The sequence below is a fragment of the Arenibacter sp. 6A1 genome, assembly GCF_012272855.1.
In the GTDB taxonomy this organism is placed as follows: domain Bacteria; phylum Bacteroidota; class Bacteroidia; order Flavobacteriales; family Flavobacteriaceae; genus Arenibacter.
Map to the genome: position 1 here is coordinate 35,382 of NZ_JAAXCQ010000010.1, position 17,130 is coordinate 52,511.

General features: G+C 37.1%; 20 protein-coding genes. 12 read left to right on the top strand and 8 right to left on the bottom strand.

The features are described from left to right. Positions 1-4: 4 nt before the first annotated feature. Entirely contained in the window at positions 5-484 is a 480-nt protein-coding gene (locus HCG49_RS10715; protein ID WP_168469533.1) for an acetyl-CoA carboxylase biotin carboxyl carrier protein subunit, read from the bottom strand. 556 nt (positions 485-1,040) lie between these two features. Between HCG49_RS10715 and HCG49_RS10720 the strand changes: the two genes are divergently transcribed. The 10 genes from HCG49_RS10720 to HCG49_RS10765 all read left to right on the top strand — a co-directional run bounded on the left by HCG49_RS10720 (position 1,041) and on the right by HCG49_RS10765 (position 9,717). Further along, complete coding sequence (locus HCG49_RS10720) at positions 1,041-1,550, top strand: c-type cytochrome (protein ID WP_168469534.1); 510 nt, start codon at positions 1,041-1,043, stop codon at positions 1,548-1,550. A gap of 98 nt (positions 1,551-1,648) precedes the next feature. Continuing rightward, on the top strand, positions 1,649-2,233 hold the full coding sequence (locus HCG49_RS10725) for a fasciclin domain-containing protein (RefSeq protein WP_168469535.1): 585 nt from the start codon (positions 1,649-1,651) through the stop codon (positions 2,231-2,233). Between the two features lie 28 nt (positions 2,234-2,261). Beyond that, positions 2,262-4,220, top strand: coding sequence for a Sec-dependent nitrous-oxide reductase (nosZ, locus tag HCG49_RS10730; RefSeq protein ID WP_168469536.1), 1,959 nt, complete (start codon positions 2,262-2,264; stop codon positions 4,218-4,220). A 126-nt stretch (positions 4,221-4,346) separates the two neighbouring features. Continuing rightward, complete coding sequence (locus HCG49_RS10735; protein ID WP_168469537.1) at positions 4,347-4,979, top strand: hypothetical protein; 633 nt, start codon at positions 4,347-4,349, stop codon at positions 4,977-4,979. Between the two features lie 20 nt (positions 4,980-4,999). Further along, positions 5,000-5,437, top strand: coding sequence for a nitrous oxide reductase accessory protein NosL (locus tag HCG49_RS10740; protein WP_168469632.1), 438 nt, complete (start codon positions 5,000-5,002; stop codon positions 5,435-5,437). A 2-nt stretch (positions 5,438-5,439) separates the two neighbouring features. Next, positions 5,440-5,733: a cupin domain-containing protein gene (locus HCG49_RS10745; protein ID WP_168469538.1), complete on the top strand. Its 294-nt coding sequence runs from the start codon at positions 5,440-5,442 to the stop codon at positions 5,731-5,733. Between the two features lie 9 nt (positions 5,734-5,742). Further along, entirely contained in the window at positions 5,743-7,002 is a 1,260-nt protein-coding gene (locus HCG49_RS10750; protein WP_168469539.1) for a nitrous oxide reductase family maturation protein NosD, read from the top strand. Then, entirely contained in the window at positions 7,002-7,700 is a 699-nt protein-coding gene (locus HCG49_RS10755) for an ABC transporter ATP-binding protein (protein ID WP_168469540.1), read from the top strand. Before HCG49_RS10750 ends, HCG49_RS10755 begins: the two co-directional genes overlap by 1 nt. Positions 7,701-7,704: 4 nt before the next feature. Next, a complete protein-coding gene (locus tag HCG49_RS10760; RefSeq protein WP_168469541.1) occupies positions 7,705-8,487 on the top strand; it encodes an ABC transporter permease in 783 nt (260 codons plus the stop codon). Positions 8,488-8,502: 15 nt separating this feature from the next. Then, positions 8,503-9,717 (top strand): hypothetical protein, encoded by a 1,215-nt coding sequence (locus HCG49_RS10765; protein WP_168469542.1) that lies wholly within the window; start codon positions 8,503-8,505, stop codon positions 9,715-9,717. Between the two features lie 186 nt (positions 9,718-9,903). Here HCG49_RS10765 and HCG49_RS10770 read toward each other — a convergent pair whose 3' ends face one another. From HCG49_RS10770 to HCG49_RS10800, 7 genes are all read right to left on the bottom strand, one after another. Then, positions 9,904-10,299: a group III truncated hemoglobin gene (locus HCG49_RS10770; protein WP_168469543.1), complete on the bottom strand. Its 396-nt coding sequence runs from the start codon at positions 10,297-10,299 to the stop codon at positions 9,904-9,906. An 83-nt stretch (positions 10,300-10,382) separates the two neighbouring features. After that, positions 10,383-10,718, bottom strand: a complete 336-nt coding sequence (locus tag HCG49_RS10775) for a 2Fe-2S iron-sulfur cluster-binding protein (protein WP_168469544.1) — start codon at positions 10,716-10,718, stop codon at positions 10,383-10,385. A 12-nt stretch (positions 10,719-10,730) separates the two neighbouring features. Next, positions 10,731-11,102, bottom strand: a complete 372-nt coding sequence (locus tag HCG49_RS10780) for a hypothetical protein (RefSeq protein ID WP_240938680.1) — start codon at positions 11,100-11,102, stop codon at positions 10,731-10,733. A gap of 10 nt (positions 11,103-11,112) precedes the next feature. Beyond that, a complete protein-coding gene (locus HCG49_RS10785; protein ID WP_240938681.1) occupies positions 11,113-11,541 on the bottom strand; it encodes a hemerythrin domain-containing protein in 429 nt (142 codons plus the stop codon). Positions 11,542-11,775: 234 nt separating this feature from the next. Continuing rightward, positions 11,776-12,501, bottom strand: coding sequence for an iron-sulfur cluster repair di-iron protein (ric, locus tag HCG49_RS10790; protein WP_168469546.1), 726 nt, complete (start codon positions 12,499-12,501; stop codon positions 11,776-11,778). 5 nt (positions 12,502-12,506) lie between these two features. After that, complete coding sequence (locus tag HCG49_RS10795; RefSeq protein WP_168469547.1) at positions 12,507-12,803, bottom strand: cupin domain-containing protein; 297 nt, start codon at positions 12,801-12,803, stop codon at positions 12,507-12,509. A 673-nt stretch (positions 12,804-13,476) separates the two neighbouring features. After that, positions 13,477-13,911: an RrF2 family transcriptional regulator gene (locus tag HCG49_RS10800; protein ID WP_168469548.1), complete on the bottom strand. Its 435-nt coding sequence runs from the start codon at positions 13,909-13,911 to the stop codon at positions 13,477-13,479. Between the two features lie 568 nt (positions 13,912-14,479). Between HCG49_RS10800 and HCG49_RS10805 the strand changes: the two genes are divergently transcribed. Both HCG49_RS10805 and HCG49_RS10810 read left to right on the top strand, forming a co-directional pair. Next, on the top strand, positions 14,480-14,854 hold the full coding sequence (locus HCG49_RS10805; protein WP_168469549.1) for a hypothetical protein: 375 nt from the start codon (positions 14,480-14,482) through the stop codon (positions 14,852-14,854). 209 nt (positions 14,855-15,063) lie between these two features. Continuing rightward, complete coding sequence (locus tag HCG49_RS10810) at positions 15,064-17,127, top strand: TonB-dependent receptor (RefSeq protein WP_168469550.1); 2,064 nt, start codon at positions 15,064-15,066, stop codon at positions 17,125-17,127. Positions 17,128-17,130 lie beyond the last annotated feature (3 nt).

Sequence of the window (17,130 nt, forward strand, 5' to 3'; positions counted from 1 at the left end):
TTCCCTAATCGATTTCAATAATAATTTGACCCTTTTCTACCGTTTCATTTTTAAGGACCGATATGGTTTTAACGATACCTTCCCCAGTAGAAGTGATGATGTTTTCCATTTTCATGGCCGATAATACCAAAAGTGGCGTGCCTTTGCTGATCTCTTGTCCTTCACTGACCATGATATCTATAATTAAGCCGGGCATAGGGGCTTTTATATTGTTTATTTTATGCGCTTTTTGGGTTAATAATCCCATTTGCTTAACCTTTAAATCGTATTCATCCTCTAATACCAATTCATAGGTATTGCCATTAACTTCAATAGACATTGTTTTAGTCATAAAATCGAACGCTATAACCCGGATTGCATAAGATTTCTCTTCGTGCAAAACATGGTATTTCGAAGTTTTGGTTGGAATAACATCTAAAGACAATATATCTTTTTGGGAAAGGCAAAATTGTTCGTTATCAATAGTAATGGTATAGTTGGTCATGTTATACTGTTTTTTTAATCGATTAAAACAAGTGTTAAGATCAATGGAAACCTTACCATCTAAGATATAGAAAAGATTTTACAAGAACTTGGAGAAGAGTGCAATTTCGATGTTTTGGAAATCGGGGAAGGCTATCTTAAACCAATATTATTGTATGAAAGTTTATGAAGGAGTAGAGAGGTTTTGGTTGTTTATTAAATTCTACAAAAGAATAAGCCACTAACTTATATAAAGCAGAATCCTTATCAATCTACATCAAGCTTCGAGTGAAATAGCTGCGTTTAGGGGTTTCATTGAGCAGTCATTAATTGGTTCAATTAAAGTAATTGGATGTTTTTTTAGGGTCATGACTGCAATGTTAGGAAGTATTTTTAATTCAAATTTCACTTCCAAACATTCTTAAAGAGCGAGCAGTTGTTGTTGTTCGAACGCTTTTAAATAGGGGATCAGAGACTGGTCAAAAAAAAGACAAATTTATCCTGAATATGACTTTTGTCATATTTTTTCTACTAATGCAGCCATAATTTTGACCAGAATTCAATAAACAATCAATCCTATGAAAATAATATTAAGAAGTAACGCAGTTCTTTTCTCTGTTTTATTAATGAGTTGCGGTGGCAAAGAAGAAAAGAGAAAGGATGGGTTTAGCCTTGATAGAGCAAAATCCAAAACTGAGCAAGCTGTTGCAAAAACGGAAAATAAAAGTACCGTAAAAGCATCTGAAACGATCGATCTAACCAATAAAGGGGTTGGTCCTATCAAATCGGTAAGCCTAGGGGCAGAAATAGATACTGATATGGCCAAGCAAGGAGAAGAGGTCTTTAAACAAATGTGTATGGCTTGTCATAGAGTTGGTAAAAAGTTTATCGGGCCGGCACCTGATGGGATTTTAAAACGACGTACCCCAGAATGGGTTATGAACATGATCTTGAATCCTGATGGTATGGTTAAGGAAGATCCGTTGGCAAAAGAATTGCTGCAAGAATTTAACGGTTCGCCAATGGCTAACCAAGGGCTTACAGAAGATCAGGCGAGAGCCGTAGTAGAATACTTTAGAACCCTTTAATATTCAATTATAAAATAAGCATGACCGAAAACTAGTCGCACATAAGAAAGAAGATATATGAGTTACATATAACCGTTAAAACCAATAAAGAGCTACATATGAAAATAACCTCCAAATTTAAATTATTAATTGGGTCGCTTTGCATCTTAGGACTTGTCCTAAGTTGTAAATCGGATGCCAAATCAGGAACTAAGGAAGCTGTTCCGGAAACGTCCAAAACAGTACCGTCCCCACAAAAAGGCCAGGCCTTTATTAAAGACGATGGGTCTACGCCCAATGTTTTGCAAATAGCTATTGGCTCTCCTGATCATACCACTCTAGTAGCGGCTGTACAAGCAGCTGAATTGGAAAACGTGCTCGTTAATGCCGGACCCTTAATGGTTTTTGCACCGACCAATGAAGCCTTTGCGGCATTACCTGCAGGTACCGTGGAAGATTTGCTCAAGCCCGAAAATAAAGAAGCCTTGGCCAATATCTTAAAACACCATGTAACGCCAGGGAACTATAGCAAAGAGTTTTTAAAGAAATTCAAGAAACTGGGACAGGCCAATAACCAAAATACACTGGTAGAGGTGAAGGGTGAAGATGTATATGTAGGTGGCGCAAAAATTATAGCCAGCATTCCTGGAGGAAACGGAATTGTCCATGTGGTAGACAAAGTAATATTACCACCAAACGAATAAATGTAAATCAAATAATAAATTAAAATAAATGAGAAAATATAGTTTTATAGCACTCGTAGCCCTAGGCTTTGCCGCATTGTTAAACAGTTGCGGAAAGGGAGAGAAATCCGCATCAAGCGGTGCACTGGCATCGAACGCAGCTGAGAAGGTGTATGTGAAACCAGGGACACATGATGATTTTTATGCCTTTGTTTCTGGTGGTTTTAGTGGACAGTTGTCGGTATATGGCTTGCCTTCCGGTAGACTTTTTAAAGTGATACCTGTTTTTTCCCAAGATCCTGAAAAGGCCTATGGATATAATGAGGAAACAAAACCGATGTTGAATACTTCCCATGGTTTTATTCCTTGGGACGATGCTCACCATCCGGACATTTCGCAGACCAATGGGGAGTTAGACGGACGATTTGTTTTTATTAATGGGAACAATACCCCTAGAATAGCAAAAATAGATTTGACCACCTTTGAAACGACCGAAATTATTGAAATACCCAATAGTGCGGGGAACCACAGTTCTTCCTTTGTTACGGAAAACACCGAGTATGTGGTGGCAGGAACACGTTTTTCTGTGCCTGTACCACAGCGCGATATGCCGATCAATGAGTATAAAGGTAATTTTAAAGGAGCCTTATCATTTATTAGTGTAGATCCCGAAGACGGTGGAATGGATATTAAATTCCAGTTGATGATGCCAGGATTCGATTATGATCTATCACACCCTGGAAGAGGGAAGTCCCATGGATGGTTTTTCTTTACCACCTACAACACTGAGGAGGCCAATACACTGTTAGAGGTTAATGCATCACAAAATGACAAAGATTTTATTGCTGCCGTTAACTGGAAGGTAATAGAAGAATATGTAAATAATGGAGGAGGTACTAAAATGCCTGCCAATTATGCCCATAATGTATATGATGAGGCAACCCATATGGCTACTTCTACCATGAAAAAAGAAGTTTTAGTGGTAAATCCTATAGATGTCCCTGGAGCCGTATACTTCTTGCCAACCCCAAAATCTCCGCATGGTTGTGATGTCGATCCTTCCGGAGAGTATATTATTGGAAATGGAAAACTATCTGCCGATTTAACGGTACACTCTTTTACCAAAATGTTAGATGTTATTGAGAAGAAAAAATTTGATGGTGAAGCCTATGGGATTCCTATTCTTAAATTTGAAGATGTATTGGCAGGAACTGTAAATAGTGGCGGTCTTGGACCCTTGCATACAGAGTTTGACGGAAAAGGAAATGCCTATACTACCTTCTTTATTTCTTCTGAAGTTGTAAAATGGAAATTGGATACTTGGGAAGTGGTAGACAGACAGCCTTGTTACTATTCGGTGGGACATTTGATGATCCCAGGAGGAAACTCTAGAAAACCATTCGGAAAATATGTGATGGCCATGAATAAGATTACCAAAGACCGTTATTTACCAACAGGACCAGAGGTAACACAATCAGCCCAGTTATATGATATATCTGGAGAAAAAATGGAACTGCTATTAGATTTCCCAACCATTGGTGAGCCACATTATGCAGCTGGTATTCCGGCAGATATCGTTAAAAAGAATTCTAAGAAAATATTTAAACTAAGCGAGAACAAACATCCACATGCAACCTTAAACGATAGCGAGGTTAGAGTAGAACGAGACGGAAATGTAGTTCGTATCTATATGACCATGATCCGTAGCCATTTTAATCCCGATAATATTGAAGGGGTAAAGGTAGGAGACAAGGTGTATTTCCATGTTACGAATCTAGAGCAAGATTATGATGTACCGCATGGTATTAGTATGATTGGAGCCCAAACCTCAGAGCTGTTAATTATGCCTGGACAAACAGAAACCTTTGTATGGGAACCAAAACAAGTAGGTGTATGGCCATTTTACTGTCCAGATTTCTGCTCTGCCCTTCACCAAGAAATGCAAGGTTATGTTAGGGTATCCCCAGCAGATTCTGATATAGAACTAACGGGAACCTTAGGAGAATAGAGTATTGAATATTGAAATAAAAAAAGGCGGGACGTAAAACCAAAAAAGCTTCCCGCTTTTTTTATAACTACTAAACCAAATAGCAACACAACAACCATTTAGTTGTGTTAGCATAAAATCATACGGATGAAAAAGTCAGGAATAATAATGTGTATCGGCTCCTTGCTTTTATTGGGCTTGTTTGCTTTTCCGCTTTGGAATATCATGTTGGGTGCACCGCAATATCCTATTCCGATGGGCATGAATATTTATATCGACGGTATACAAGGCGTAGAAGAATTTGATATACAGAATATAGATGGATTAAATCACTATATAGGAATGAAAACCATTCCGAAACCAGAAGAAATGTGGGAATTTCGTGTGTTTCCTATGGTAATAGGTGGGATGGCGGCTATCGGATTGCTTCTAGGTGTATTGAGATTTATGGGTAAAATTAGTTACAAATGGTTTTTGGGCTGGTTTATCGTAATGGCAGTTTTAGGAGTTATGGGGATGTACGATTTTAACGTATGGCTCACTTCCTATGGCAATGATCTAGACCCCCATGCGATCATGAAAATCACGAAACCCGATGGGACGCCTATGACCTATAAGCCACCACTTTTAGGGTTTCAAAAAATGCTGAATTTTGATGTGACATCCCTGCCAAGTACTGGGGCATATATGATGTTTGTTGGGATGCTGCTTACAGTGGTTGCCTTTTTTATAGGGAAAAAAGAAAGTGCTGTGATGAAGAATAAAGGAAAGAATTACTAATGAATAATACCCCCAATGCTATGAAACCGTTTTATTTTATATTAAGTGCTGTTTTACTAATGCTTAGCTCGTGTAAAATAGCTCCTCAACCCATAGATTACGGCAGTGACGGGTGTTATTTTTGTAGTATGACCATTGTAGATAGGCAACATGCAGCCCAAATTGTAACTAAAAAAGGAAAAGCTTTTAAGTTTGATGCCATAGAATGCATGCTCAATCATTTAAAAGAAATAGATCAAAAGGAAGTGTCCCTTTTTCTGGTGAATGATTATGGAAACCCGGGCGAATTGATCGATGCCAGAATAGGACATTTTTTAATCAGTAGTGAAATATCCAGTCCTATGGGCGCTAATTTATCGGCCTTTAGCCGAGCTGGAGAATCCAAAGATCACATCAAAGCATACGATGGGGTATGGTATAGCTGGAAAGAAATACTTCAGCATTTTAAATCAATGTAACTATGTACGAAATAGACGATAGTATCCTTATACAGGAATATAAAGAATTGCAGATCAAGAAAATCTGTAAAACAGAACAATTAGAGATTTTGTCTATTTGTTTAGAAAAAGGGGCCACGTTTCCCGAACATACTTCCCCTAAAAATGCGGAATTAATAGTACTGGAAGGCAGTATCCTTTTTTATATAAATGGAGAATCATATCAATTAAAAAAACACCAACATTTCAGTTTTCAAAAAGAAACCGCCCATTGGGTAAAAGCCAAGGAAAACTCAAAATTTTTGATCATAAGATAGCCTGTAAGTATGCGAACTCTATTGTTACTTTTTTGTGCCCTACTTTTTTTAGGAAACTCCCTAAAAGCCAATACTATTACAGTATGTGCTTCTTGTGAGGTTAACTCTATAAAAGAGGGGGTTAGAATTGCCGCAGATTTTGATACCTTACTGATCAAGAAAGGTACTTATAAGGAATTTAATATCAGAATAGACAAACCACTAACCCTTTTAGGAGAAAACAATCCGGTAATAGATGGCCAGGAAAAAGGCGAAATTATAACTATAGTTTCAGATAACGTTACCCTAGACGGATTAGTTATAGTCAATGTAGGAACAAGCTATACCGCAGATTATGCGGCGGTAAGAGTAGTTAAAAGTGCCGATTTCCTAATTCAGAACTTGGTGTTGGAGAAGCTCTTTTTTGGTATTTACTTGGAAAAGTCCAATAACGGAAAAATATACCGGAATAAAATTAAAGGCGATGCCGTAGATGAATACAATTCTGGCAATGGCATACAACTATGGTACTCTAAGAATATTGTAGTAGAACAAAATACCGTACAACAGGTAAGGGATGGTATTTATTTAGAATTCTCGGACAACATTAGCATCATAAATAACATAAGCTCCAAGAACCTTAGGTATGGCCTTCATTTTATGTTCTCTAATGATGATCTGTATGAAGGCAATACCTTCGAAAATAATGGTGCCGGTGTAGCAGTGATGTTTTCAAAAAAAATAAAAATGCGAAACAATACCTTTAAGAAAAATTGGGGTACCGCCTCTTTCGGGTTATTGTTAAAAGAGATCAACGATGCCGATATTTCTGGAAATACCTTTGAGGAAAACACTATTGGGATTAATATAGAAGGATCTAACCGTATTAACTATAACAACAATAATTTTATCAAAAACGGATGGGCCATAAAAGTTCGTGGAGCATGTTATACCAATACATTTATGCATAATAATTTTATGTACAACTCCTTTGATATTGCCTATAATAGTAATTTAAACGATAATATATTTAAGGAGAATTATTGGAGTAATTATACCGGATATGATTTAGATAAAAACGGATTTGGGGATATTCCCTATAGACCTGTGAAATTATTTTCCTATATCGTCAATAGAACGCCAGAAACCATTATTCTATTGAGAAGCCTGTTTATGGATATTATTGATTTTTCTGAAAAAGTATCCCCCGTTTTTACTCCGGACGATTTGGTGGATTCACACCCCTTAATGAAACCCGTGGTAAGGGAAAATAAAATAGTAAAAAAGTGATGATACAAGTAGATAACTTACATAAGAAGTTTGGCAAAAACCAAGTGCTTTCAGCCTTGGACCTAAAGATTGAAGGTGGGGGCATATTTGCCATACTAGGACCTAACGGTTCAGGAAAGACCACCCTCATCAAGAGTATTCTAGGAATGGTAGTGCCCAACAAAGGGAGTATTTCCGTATTAGATAAACCTATTAAAAGCGGGTGGAAGTATCGACAAGAAATTAACTATTTGCCGCAGATTGCAAATTTTCCAGGAAACCTAAAAGTCAAGGAACTTATAGCGATGATCAAGGACCTAAGGCAAAAGCCTTCCGAGGAAAACAAACTGATTACCTTATTTGGTCTAGAGCCTTTTATGGACAAAAAATTAAGCACTCTCTCTGGCGGAACCAAACAAAAGGTAAACCTGGTCCTTACTTTTATGTTCAATAGTCCTTTGATTATTTTGGACGAACCTACTAACGGTTTAGATCCGGCAACACATATCAAGTTGAAAAACCTGATAAAAGAAGAAAAGGCAAAAGGTAAAACCCTATTGATTACTTCTCATATAATGCAGTTTGTAGAAGATGTAGCCGATGAGATTGTATTTTTATTAGAAGGTAAAATATATTTTAAGGGGAGTATAGAAGCCTTGAAAACTAAAACCGAACAAACAAATTTTGAACATGCCATAGCGGCAATATCATCCAATTAAAGCCATGATAAAAATACTAAAATATAGTTTTTACGATTTAATGCGTAGCCGTTGGAGTTATGTATACTTTTTATTTTATCTCCTATTGGGTTTTGTGTTATTGTTTTTAAATAACGATCTGTCCAAGGCGGTTATAACCTTGATGAATGTTATCATAGTTTTGGTCCCCCTTATAGGTACTATATTTGGAGTTATGTATTTTTATAATTCTAAAGAATTTACAGAGCTTTTATTGGCACAGCCTATAAAAAGGTCGTCTATTTTTATCGGACAATACCTTGGGGTGGCAGGTTCTCTGAGTATGAGCTTAGTTCTGGGACTTGGAATCCCCTTTGTTATGTACGGGCTTTTTGAAAGTAACGCCATTTGGGATTTCTCTTTGCTATTGATTACAGGCGCATTTTTAACATTGATATTTACCGCCCTGTCATTTAATATAGCCTTATCTAACGAAAATAAGATAAAAGGGTTTGGGTATGCCGTTTTAATGTGGTTGTTTTTAGCAGTAATATATGATGGCTTGTTCTTGATGTCCTTGATTGTTTTTGAACAATATCCCTTGGATAGTTTTTCCTTGGCGGCAACAATGTTTAATCCTATAGACCTTTCTAGAACCCTAATATTATTAAAATTGGATATTTCCGCACTTTTAGGATATACAGGTGCTGTTTTTAAGCAGTTCTTCGGAACCTACATTGGGGTTGTCATTTCTTTTGTTATGCTGGGATTTTGGACGTTGTTGCCAATATTGCGTTTGAGTTTTAAGGCAAAGAGGAAAGATTTTTAATTTAGGGTTTTTTACATGGGCAGTACCTACACTATCAATACCAAACTACATCTCAAAATAGCCTTGACATATTTTTTGTTGGCAGCTTTATTAGGAGTGTTGTTGCGAAGTTTTGTGGTGGTTCCATTTCCTGTGAACTATCGATTTATTGTACACACCCATTCCCATATAGCACTTTTGGGATGGGTGTATGTAGCATTTACCAGCGTATTGTACCATTTCTTTTTAAAAGAGCAAGGTCGGCATAAACAGTATAGATTTATTTTTTGGTTTACACAATGTACGCTGCTTGGAATGTTGGCAAGTTTCCCTTGGCAAGGGTATGCCGTATTTTCTATTATTTTTTCTACACTGTTCCTTTTTGCCTCTTACTGGTTTACTTATTTCTTTATAAGAAGCATTCCTATAGCGTTTAAACGCACCTATTCCTATAGGTGTATTCATATAGCGTTATGGTTCTTGGTCCTATCTAGTGCAGGGCCATGGGCCTTAGGGGGCATCATGACAATTTTAGGGCCAGAATCTATATGGTACCGATTGGCTATTTATTTCTACCTCCATTTTCAATACAACGGTTGGATGTTGTTTGCCTTACTAGGACTGTTGTTCTACATGTTGGAACAAGTGCAAATATCCATTCCACTACAAAGGTTTAGGCTGTTCTTTTGGAGTATGTCCATTGGAACGATATTGAGCTCTTTTTTATCCACCTTATGGACAAGTCCGAGTGTTTCTTTTTACGTATTGGGGGGAATAGGGGCAAGCCTACAGTTAATTGGTTTTGGCACATTACTGTCTATATGGTATAAAAACAAACCACGCCTACATGGGGTTCTGTCCGAGTTTCAACGAGGTATAATGGTTGTTCTTACCCTACTTTTAGGTGTAAAGTTGAGTTTACAATGGCTAACGGCGATACCTTATTTTGCCAACCTGGCCGTATCCATTATCGATTTTACTATAGGATATTTACATTGGACTTTCTTAGGAGTGATCACCGTAGGTATTTTGTTTTTTATACATTTTTTTAGGTTGATCGATATAACTAGGAGGGGATATATACTTTATCTTTTAGGGTTTATAGCTACGGAGCTCCTTATTTTTTACAAGGGACTCGTTATTTGGCAAAAGTGGTCGCTTTTTGATGGGTATATGGAAATTTTGGCTGGATTCAGCTTTTTAATACCCTTAAGCTTGTTTCTAATACTTTGGAAAAATAGGAGGCAGTAACCTTATAAAACTTTGGAGGAAACAATATGGCTCTAATAGTAGCCTAGAACACAATATGTACAGTTTAAAGCTGAATTTTTAGGTCTAAAAGCGCTGAGGAATAGAAATATATTACAACCAAAGAAATAAGGTAACCTTAAAGAGTTTCTTAAACGTTTTTTTAAAACTAGAGCTTCTGTCCAGAGGTTAGTCATTATGTCTGTGCTGATACATGTGCATGTATAACATTGTCGACATTTTTTGAGCCCTATTTTTAGCAATATGGGCAATGTCACCTTCAAAAAGCTCATCAATGGTGGCATACCATTCATTTAGCCAAAGGCCAAAGTGCTCTGGTGTAATACTATGGTTTATTTTCGCATCAACCTCTTGGTGGGCGACGATGGGGTTGCCAACATATTTTCGTTGTAGTAGGAGCTGACTTTCCCAAAAATCGGTCAATAATTCTAAATGGGATTCCCAATCCTTGATAATACCATTAAATATTGGCCCTAAGATAGGGTGCTGTCTGATTTTGCCATAAAAGGTAATGACTAATAAGTTGACATCTTTTCTATTTCTTATTTCCGTTTTTATAACCATTTGGGGATACTGCTGTTACTGTTATTAATAAAATAAATGACCCTTTGAAGAAGGATCTAAAACTTTTAAACTTACATAATAAATCAATATGTATTGTCTGAAATAATTTTAAAAAAAATATTGTTTAATTCAATGTTTAAGGGTATTTGGCACGCTAAGCGACTCGTTTCAGTGGTGTCATCCATTTTGGAGAGCGTGTGCCTTTCCTGATCGTCAATGCTTATAGGTAAACATCCATCAATAAGCTGGATATGGCAGGTGCCACACCAGGCTCGCCCTTTGCAGTCCCCCCATTCCTCTAAATATTTGTCAAAAAGGAGTTCCATTAAACTGTGATACTCATTGGTGCTAAAATTGGCTACACATCTTTCGGCAAATTCGTTGTAATAGGTTAGTTGAAATTCTTTTTGCCTATCCATATGGGTGTTGTGCTATATCAGGTTCATAATGATGGTCATAAGGCTAAATGATAAACTCAATAGTAATAAGTTAAAGGTAATCTTTGAGTTTAATTGTGCCAAAACAGCCCCGTTATAGGCCATGCATAAAATAGTGACAAAAAATAAAAGCACAAACTTTGGCAGAGAATTTATATCGCTCATGAGTAAGAGCATGGCAGCAACAGAGCCAATACAACTCTGCGCAATGATGCCACTGGTAGAATAACCTGTTTGTTCTCGTTTAAATTCGCTCAATAAATTTTGATATAGTCTCATGATTTTATTTTTTAGATTGTAATTTTTTTGATTGGTACTCGTTTTCTTTTGCTTAATTGGGTTCAATCCGGTTCCTATTATTTTCATGACATAAGCCTTATTCCCAAAATATATCTACGGTGTTTTCTTGAAATTTTTCCGCTGTATGCGCCATGGATATCCATTGTAGTTGTTCTTCCGTAGCTAGATTTTGAATTTCATTAAATAAGATGCGTTCTTCAAACCTTATATGACTTGCCAGTTCCTTTTCAATCGAACGAATCGTTGTAGCCAAATCATCGGTTTTTCTAAATAGAGCTCGTAGTCTTTTGTGATCGTGAAGAGCTTTTTTTATGAGGACATGTTGGTCTCCGAGAATTGGAAAAATCAGGTTTTCTTCTATGATAAAATGAGGTTGTATATGATGTTCAAAAAACCAATCGGCATATCGTTTTATTCGTATTGGGTCCATACCTTTAGAAATCCCTGTCCTAATTTTCCAGCATAACAATAAACTGTGATGATGATCGTGGCTTATTGGCTGCATAGAAATATGTCTTTTAATAGGTTTTGTTTTCATCGGTTTTATTTTCGTTAAGGAACTGATTTGCTTTCTTGAATTTTTGAATGCCATTTGATTGCGATCTTATAGGCAATCATTTTTGTGTTTAAGGTCTATAGCTGTAAGGGGACAAGGAAGAGATTTTTAAAAGGGTACTGCCAAATGGCCTCTTACAGCTAAAGTTTTCCTGATCTGACTACTATCGTTTAAATAGATGCCTTAAACATTTAAAAGCTTCTCCAAAGCAAGGGCCTTAGGGAATAAGATGTTATTCTCTAAATGAATATGACGATGTAAATCCTCTTCAAATTCTTGAAGCAAGGAAAAAGCTACCCTATAAGTGTTACAACCATCGGCAGGAGGAGTGTAATTGTTACTCAAACTATCGATCAGTCTAAATCGTTCTCCTTCATTCTCATGTTCTTCCATCATAATTTGAATAGGGGTGTTGATCGTTCCAAACTTATCGGGAGTCAGTTTGGTCCCTTCTTTTTTAGCTTTTAACAAATTGCTTATGGCCGGGAAAACAATTAATTCTTCCTTCTTCATATGCATGGTCAGTTCTCCTGCACATTTGTTAAAATGTTCGGTGATTTCAAGTAATTCAGGATGACGCTCCCCATGAACCCTACAGAGTTTACTTAAATATTGCTTCAATACTGGAATTTGTTCCGCTACATACCTGTGGTGTTTTTTCTCAATATAATCGGCCAAAAGATCTAAAGGCCATTCCTTAAAATCAATAGAATCGTCCGTACTTTTTTGTGATACCGTTTCTATTTCCTGTAATAGGATATTAGCATCTAATTTGTTGTATTCAGCAACCTCCTGGATGCTTCTATTCCCCTTACAACAAAAATCGATTTTATGATTTTTGAAAATCTGTGCGGTTCGGTAGTTTTCAGCTACTATTTCCCCAATGTTTTTGGTCATTAAATTTTCCATGTTATTTAATTTTTAAAATTTATATTAGAATCAATTGCCATTACGACAACCGCTTTAAAATCTTTTAGAATGGTAAGGCTATGTTCTAAGCCGGCAGGGATTAAAAAAGAACTACCCTTTTGTAAGAAAAAAATATTATTCTTAGACTTTAGCCTTGCCTCTCCTTGTTGAACTATAATTACGCCTTCCTTGGTGCTGTGATGAAGCGGCATTCCCATACCGGCAGTAGCGTTTATTTTTAAAACTTTTAAGGCGCTTCCTATATGTAAATGCGTTAGATCGGGATTGTTAATTACTTCCATAATACCTGTGATTAAAGGTTGTTTCCTAAATTTGTTTTTCTAGCCTATAGATACTTTATTTATTCATAAAAAATATAAAAAGACCTTTTTATCCTTAAATAAATTAAATCAAAACCCTAAGCGTTAAAAAACATACTTTAAAAATCACCATTATTTCATGCTGCTTAGGCAAAATCACTCCTTAAAAGAACATTCCCTAGGGCTTTTTATAAGGTTTCCGAACAGTATTTAGATGTCTTTAAATACGTTGAAAACGTATTTTACGTATGACAAAAGTACACATTATTTCTATTTAAGACAAAATTATCCGAAATAAAACAACGATACTTTTTCGGAGTAAAGAATACCTTTAAGTAGTAAGTCGAGGGGTACGTTGCGCTAACTTGCATTAAATTTTTCCCCACAGTCTGTAGAAGCACTCAAATATTTAAAAGTTGATCCAGTACAATGACAAGCTTGTGTGGGTATAAGGATGTTGGTTATTCTAGTTTCTGGGGAAGGGGAATGGTTTTACGCATCCAATGGCATATTTCCCTAGTATATCCTAGGTGTAAAGGCCAAGCTGCCAAAATACGCCAATAGAATATAGAATAGGGTAGTACCCACTCGTATCTTTGAGGTAAAGCTTAGATGGTATTCTTATTTATGCTCGGATAGATGTTTGCACCAAGGTTTACCTTTTTAACTGGGTAAGACCAATATCTAGTCCTGTGGCTAGTTCAAACATACTTGTTTTTTGTAACATAGTCGTGAGGTTGTCCCTAATGGCAATAAATTTATCATGTACCGGACAGGGGTGCTCAGCATCGCAGTGTTTTAATCCAAGACCGCAGCCATTAAAAATCTTATCCCCGTCAATCGCACAAACAATATCATATACCTTTACATTGTCTATTCCTGTCCTATCCATCTGAAACCCGCCTGTAGGGCCTTTATGAGAATCTACAATACCGCTTTTTGCCAATAATTGTAGAATTTTAGCAGTAAAAGCTACGGGCGAATCTATTTCTTCGGCAATTTCCTTTAGACTCACACGTTGGTCATGTAAAGATTTAACAGCAATAAAAATAGTGGCTTTAATACCGTATTCGCAGGCCTTAGAAAACATTGATAATAAATTTAGTGTTAAGCAAAAATACGTATTATTTCTCTCAAAGATTGCTTTGTCCCGTTTTTAGATGAAAGTAGAGAGATGTCGTCATAATAGGTGGTCAACTTCTAGTCGATATAATGTGTTTAAAAATTATTTGGGCGTTTCCCTAACGGGCCGGGCCCTTGGCTATATCCCTTGCGCCGCTGCGGGGATGCCGCCGCGGTCCCTAACGCAAAAAAATGTATTTAGAACAAATCCCGTAAATAGCAGTAAACGAAATAAGAGCCGTGCAAATAGAAACAACTTCCTTTTTAGAAGGGGCTATAGCTATGCTGCGGCAAAATATAATGACAGACGGGAATGTTTGTACCGGATAGCATTGTAATATAAAAGGAATATCACTAAACCCCATGTTCTTTTGGTTGATACAATTTTACATGCCCAAAGCTTAATTTGAAAAAACTGACATCCGTCATTTTTATTTTATAACTCCCAGCGCTATCTTCGCACTGTAATTGGTTTTATAGTTTGTTAGAAGCCTTTTGGAAACTACTAAGTGCCGTTACGCTAAATTAAATATAAATTGAGGAAACAATTCGTCTTGTTTGTTGGGATACTAATGCTGATAAAGCCATTTTGGCCGGTAGCAGAGTACGCAATAAATTATGATTATATTGTTGAAAATTTATGTGAGAACCGTGATAAACCGCTACTAAATTGTGACGGAAAATGCTATTTGGCAAAACAATTGGCCAAGGAATCTGAGGGGAGTGAAGAAAACCCCTTTGAAGCCAATCCTTCCAAACTAGAAATTCAGTTTATTACCTCTTTTGAATCCGTATTTAATTTTGGTTTGGAAAACTACAACGATACTGTTCAAGACAATTTTAAATCTACTCAAAATCTATTCTCTAGAGAATTCTTAACAGATATTGCCAAACCGCCAGAAGGAGTATAACCTCCATACTGCTATATAGGTTGTTCCTAGGACTTATGTCCAACAACTTCATATGGGCTTCCGTTTATTTTTTTATAAATAGAATCAAATAAAACCGACTTGGTTACAATACTCATTGCACCTTATTGGAAATGATTATTGATATCACAGCTGTGCTGTGCCTTGGCCTCACGTTTTGTTAGACTTTTTAAAATCTTTAAAACTTACAGATGAAAGTAAAGGAATCTGTCCAAAGGGTTTGTCATACACTTTTGGCATTGTATACACATAGGTTATGTAAGAGAATTGTAATGGGGTGTGTAGCCTTCCCTAGCTTTATCTCGGCCCAGGAATTGGTACTTCCCCAGGACTCTATTATCATGATCAATCTAGATGAGGTTATTATGATTTCGGCCCAAAAGGCATTTAATTTCCACAAACAGGCAAAGCCACTATCATCTTTAGATGAGTTTTTGGAATCTTCCAAAAAGGTAGCCATGGTAAAAAGAGGAGGTTATGCTTGGGAGCCTACCTTAAACAATATGTTTTCGGAACGTCTTTCAGTGACCATAGACGGGATGCGAATTTTTGGTGCCTGTACCGATAAAATGGATCCTATAACCTCCTATGTAGATGCCTCTAATTTATCAAAGGCGCACATCGCATCAGGACAACAAGGCGCGAAACACGGAAATACTATCGGTGGAGCCATAGATTTAGAGCTCGATAAGAGCAATTTTAGAAATACAGGTTTTAGAGGAGGTGTGGAGTCCGGATTTGAAGGCAATAACCAACAATCCATTATAGGGGGTGAGTTGAATTATTCCGGTGCTAAATTTTATGCCGATACGGATATCATTTATCGCAAGGCAGAAAATTATAAGGCTGGTGGCGATAAGGAAGTGCTGTTTTCACAGTTTACAAAATATAATATTTCTGCAAATATAGGCTATAAATTGGCCGATGATAATGCCATAACCGCAAGTTTTATATTTGATGAGGCCCGTGATGTGGGCTATCCGGCATTGCCTATGGATGTTTCTTCGGCACAGGCTATTATAGGCTCGCTAAGGTATGAGCAGGACTCCTTGTGGGGGCGTTTACATCATTGGAATTCTAAACTCTACATGAATACCATTACCCATGTGATGGACGATACCAATCGTCCCGATGTGGCCATACATATGGATATGCCTGGCTGGAGCGATACCTATGGGTTTTTCTCCGAAGCACGTCTTAATGGTAACATCAATAAATTAATGTTCAAGGTAGATGGGTATTACAATAGGTCTTTGGCAGAAATGACGATGTACCCACAGGACCCCAATGAGAAACCAATGTTTATGCTTACTTGGCCCGATGTGCGCACTGCTAATGGCGGAATTTATGTTGAGGATGAATTGAGTTTAAAAGGGAGTTCCTTAAAAATCGCAACTAGAATAGCGCTACAGAATCAGAATGTAGCCGATGAATTTGGCCTAAATAGCCTGCGGATATTTTATCCAGAGATGGAAGCTTCCAAAACCCGTTTCCTAAAAAGTATTTCCGGGCAATGGCACAAAATGTGGATGCCTTGGCACCTAAATGCCGGAGTATCCTATGGTGATAGGGCTCCTTCGGTCACCGAAGGATATGGGTTTTATATTTTTAACAGTTTTGATAACCACGATTATGTAGGGGACCCAGGACTTAAAAATGAAAAATCTATGGAGGTCAATGCCAAACTATCCTATGAGAAGCCCAAGTTTAATATAAGTGCCGAGGCTAATTTTTTCCATATCCCGGATTATATAATAGGGGTGGTAGACCCTTCACTAAGTACTATGACCCTTGGGGCCGATGGCGTAAAGTTATATAGAAATTTGGAGTATGCCAGATTGTTTAATACCGCTTTAGAATCCGAGTACTCCCTTCTGCCAGAATTAAAATGGACAGGGTTTATCTCCTATCACTTAGGAGGCGATAGCGAAGGGGAAAATTTGCCATTCATTAGTCCTCTTTCTTATCGTTCTGCACTACAGTACGATAAAAACACATTCTCTGTGGCCGTTAAGATGTCTGGGGCGACCAAGCAAGTAAATTATAACCCCGAATACGGGGAAGATCAAACTTTGGCCTATACCGTCTTTTCCATCTCCTTAGGGAAGACATTTTATATGAACAATGACTCCGTTATGGCAAAATTTGGAGTCGAAAATATTTTTGACAAAGAGTATTCTACCTATACAGATTGGAAAAATATTCCAAGAATGGGAAGAAATATATTCTTAACACTGACTTATTCAATTAAATAAAAC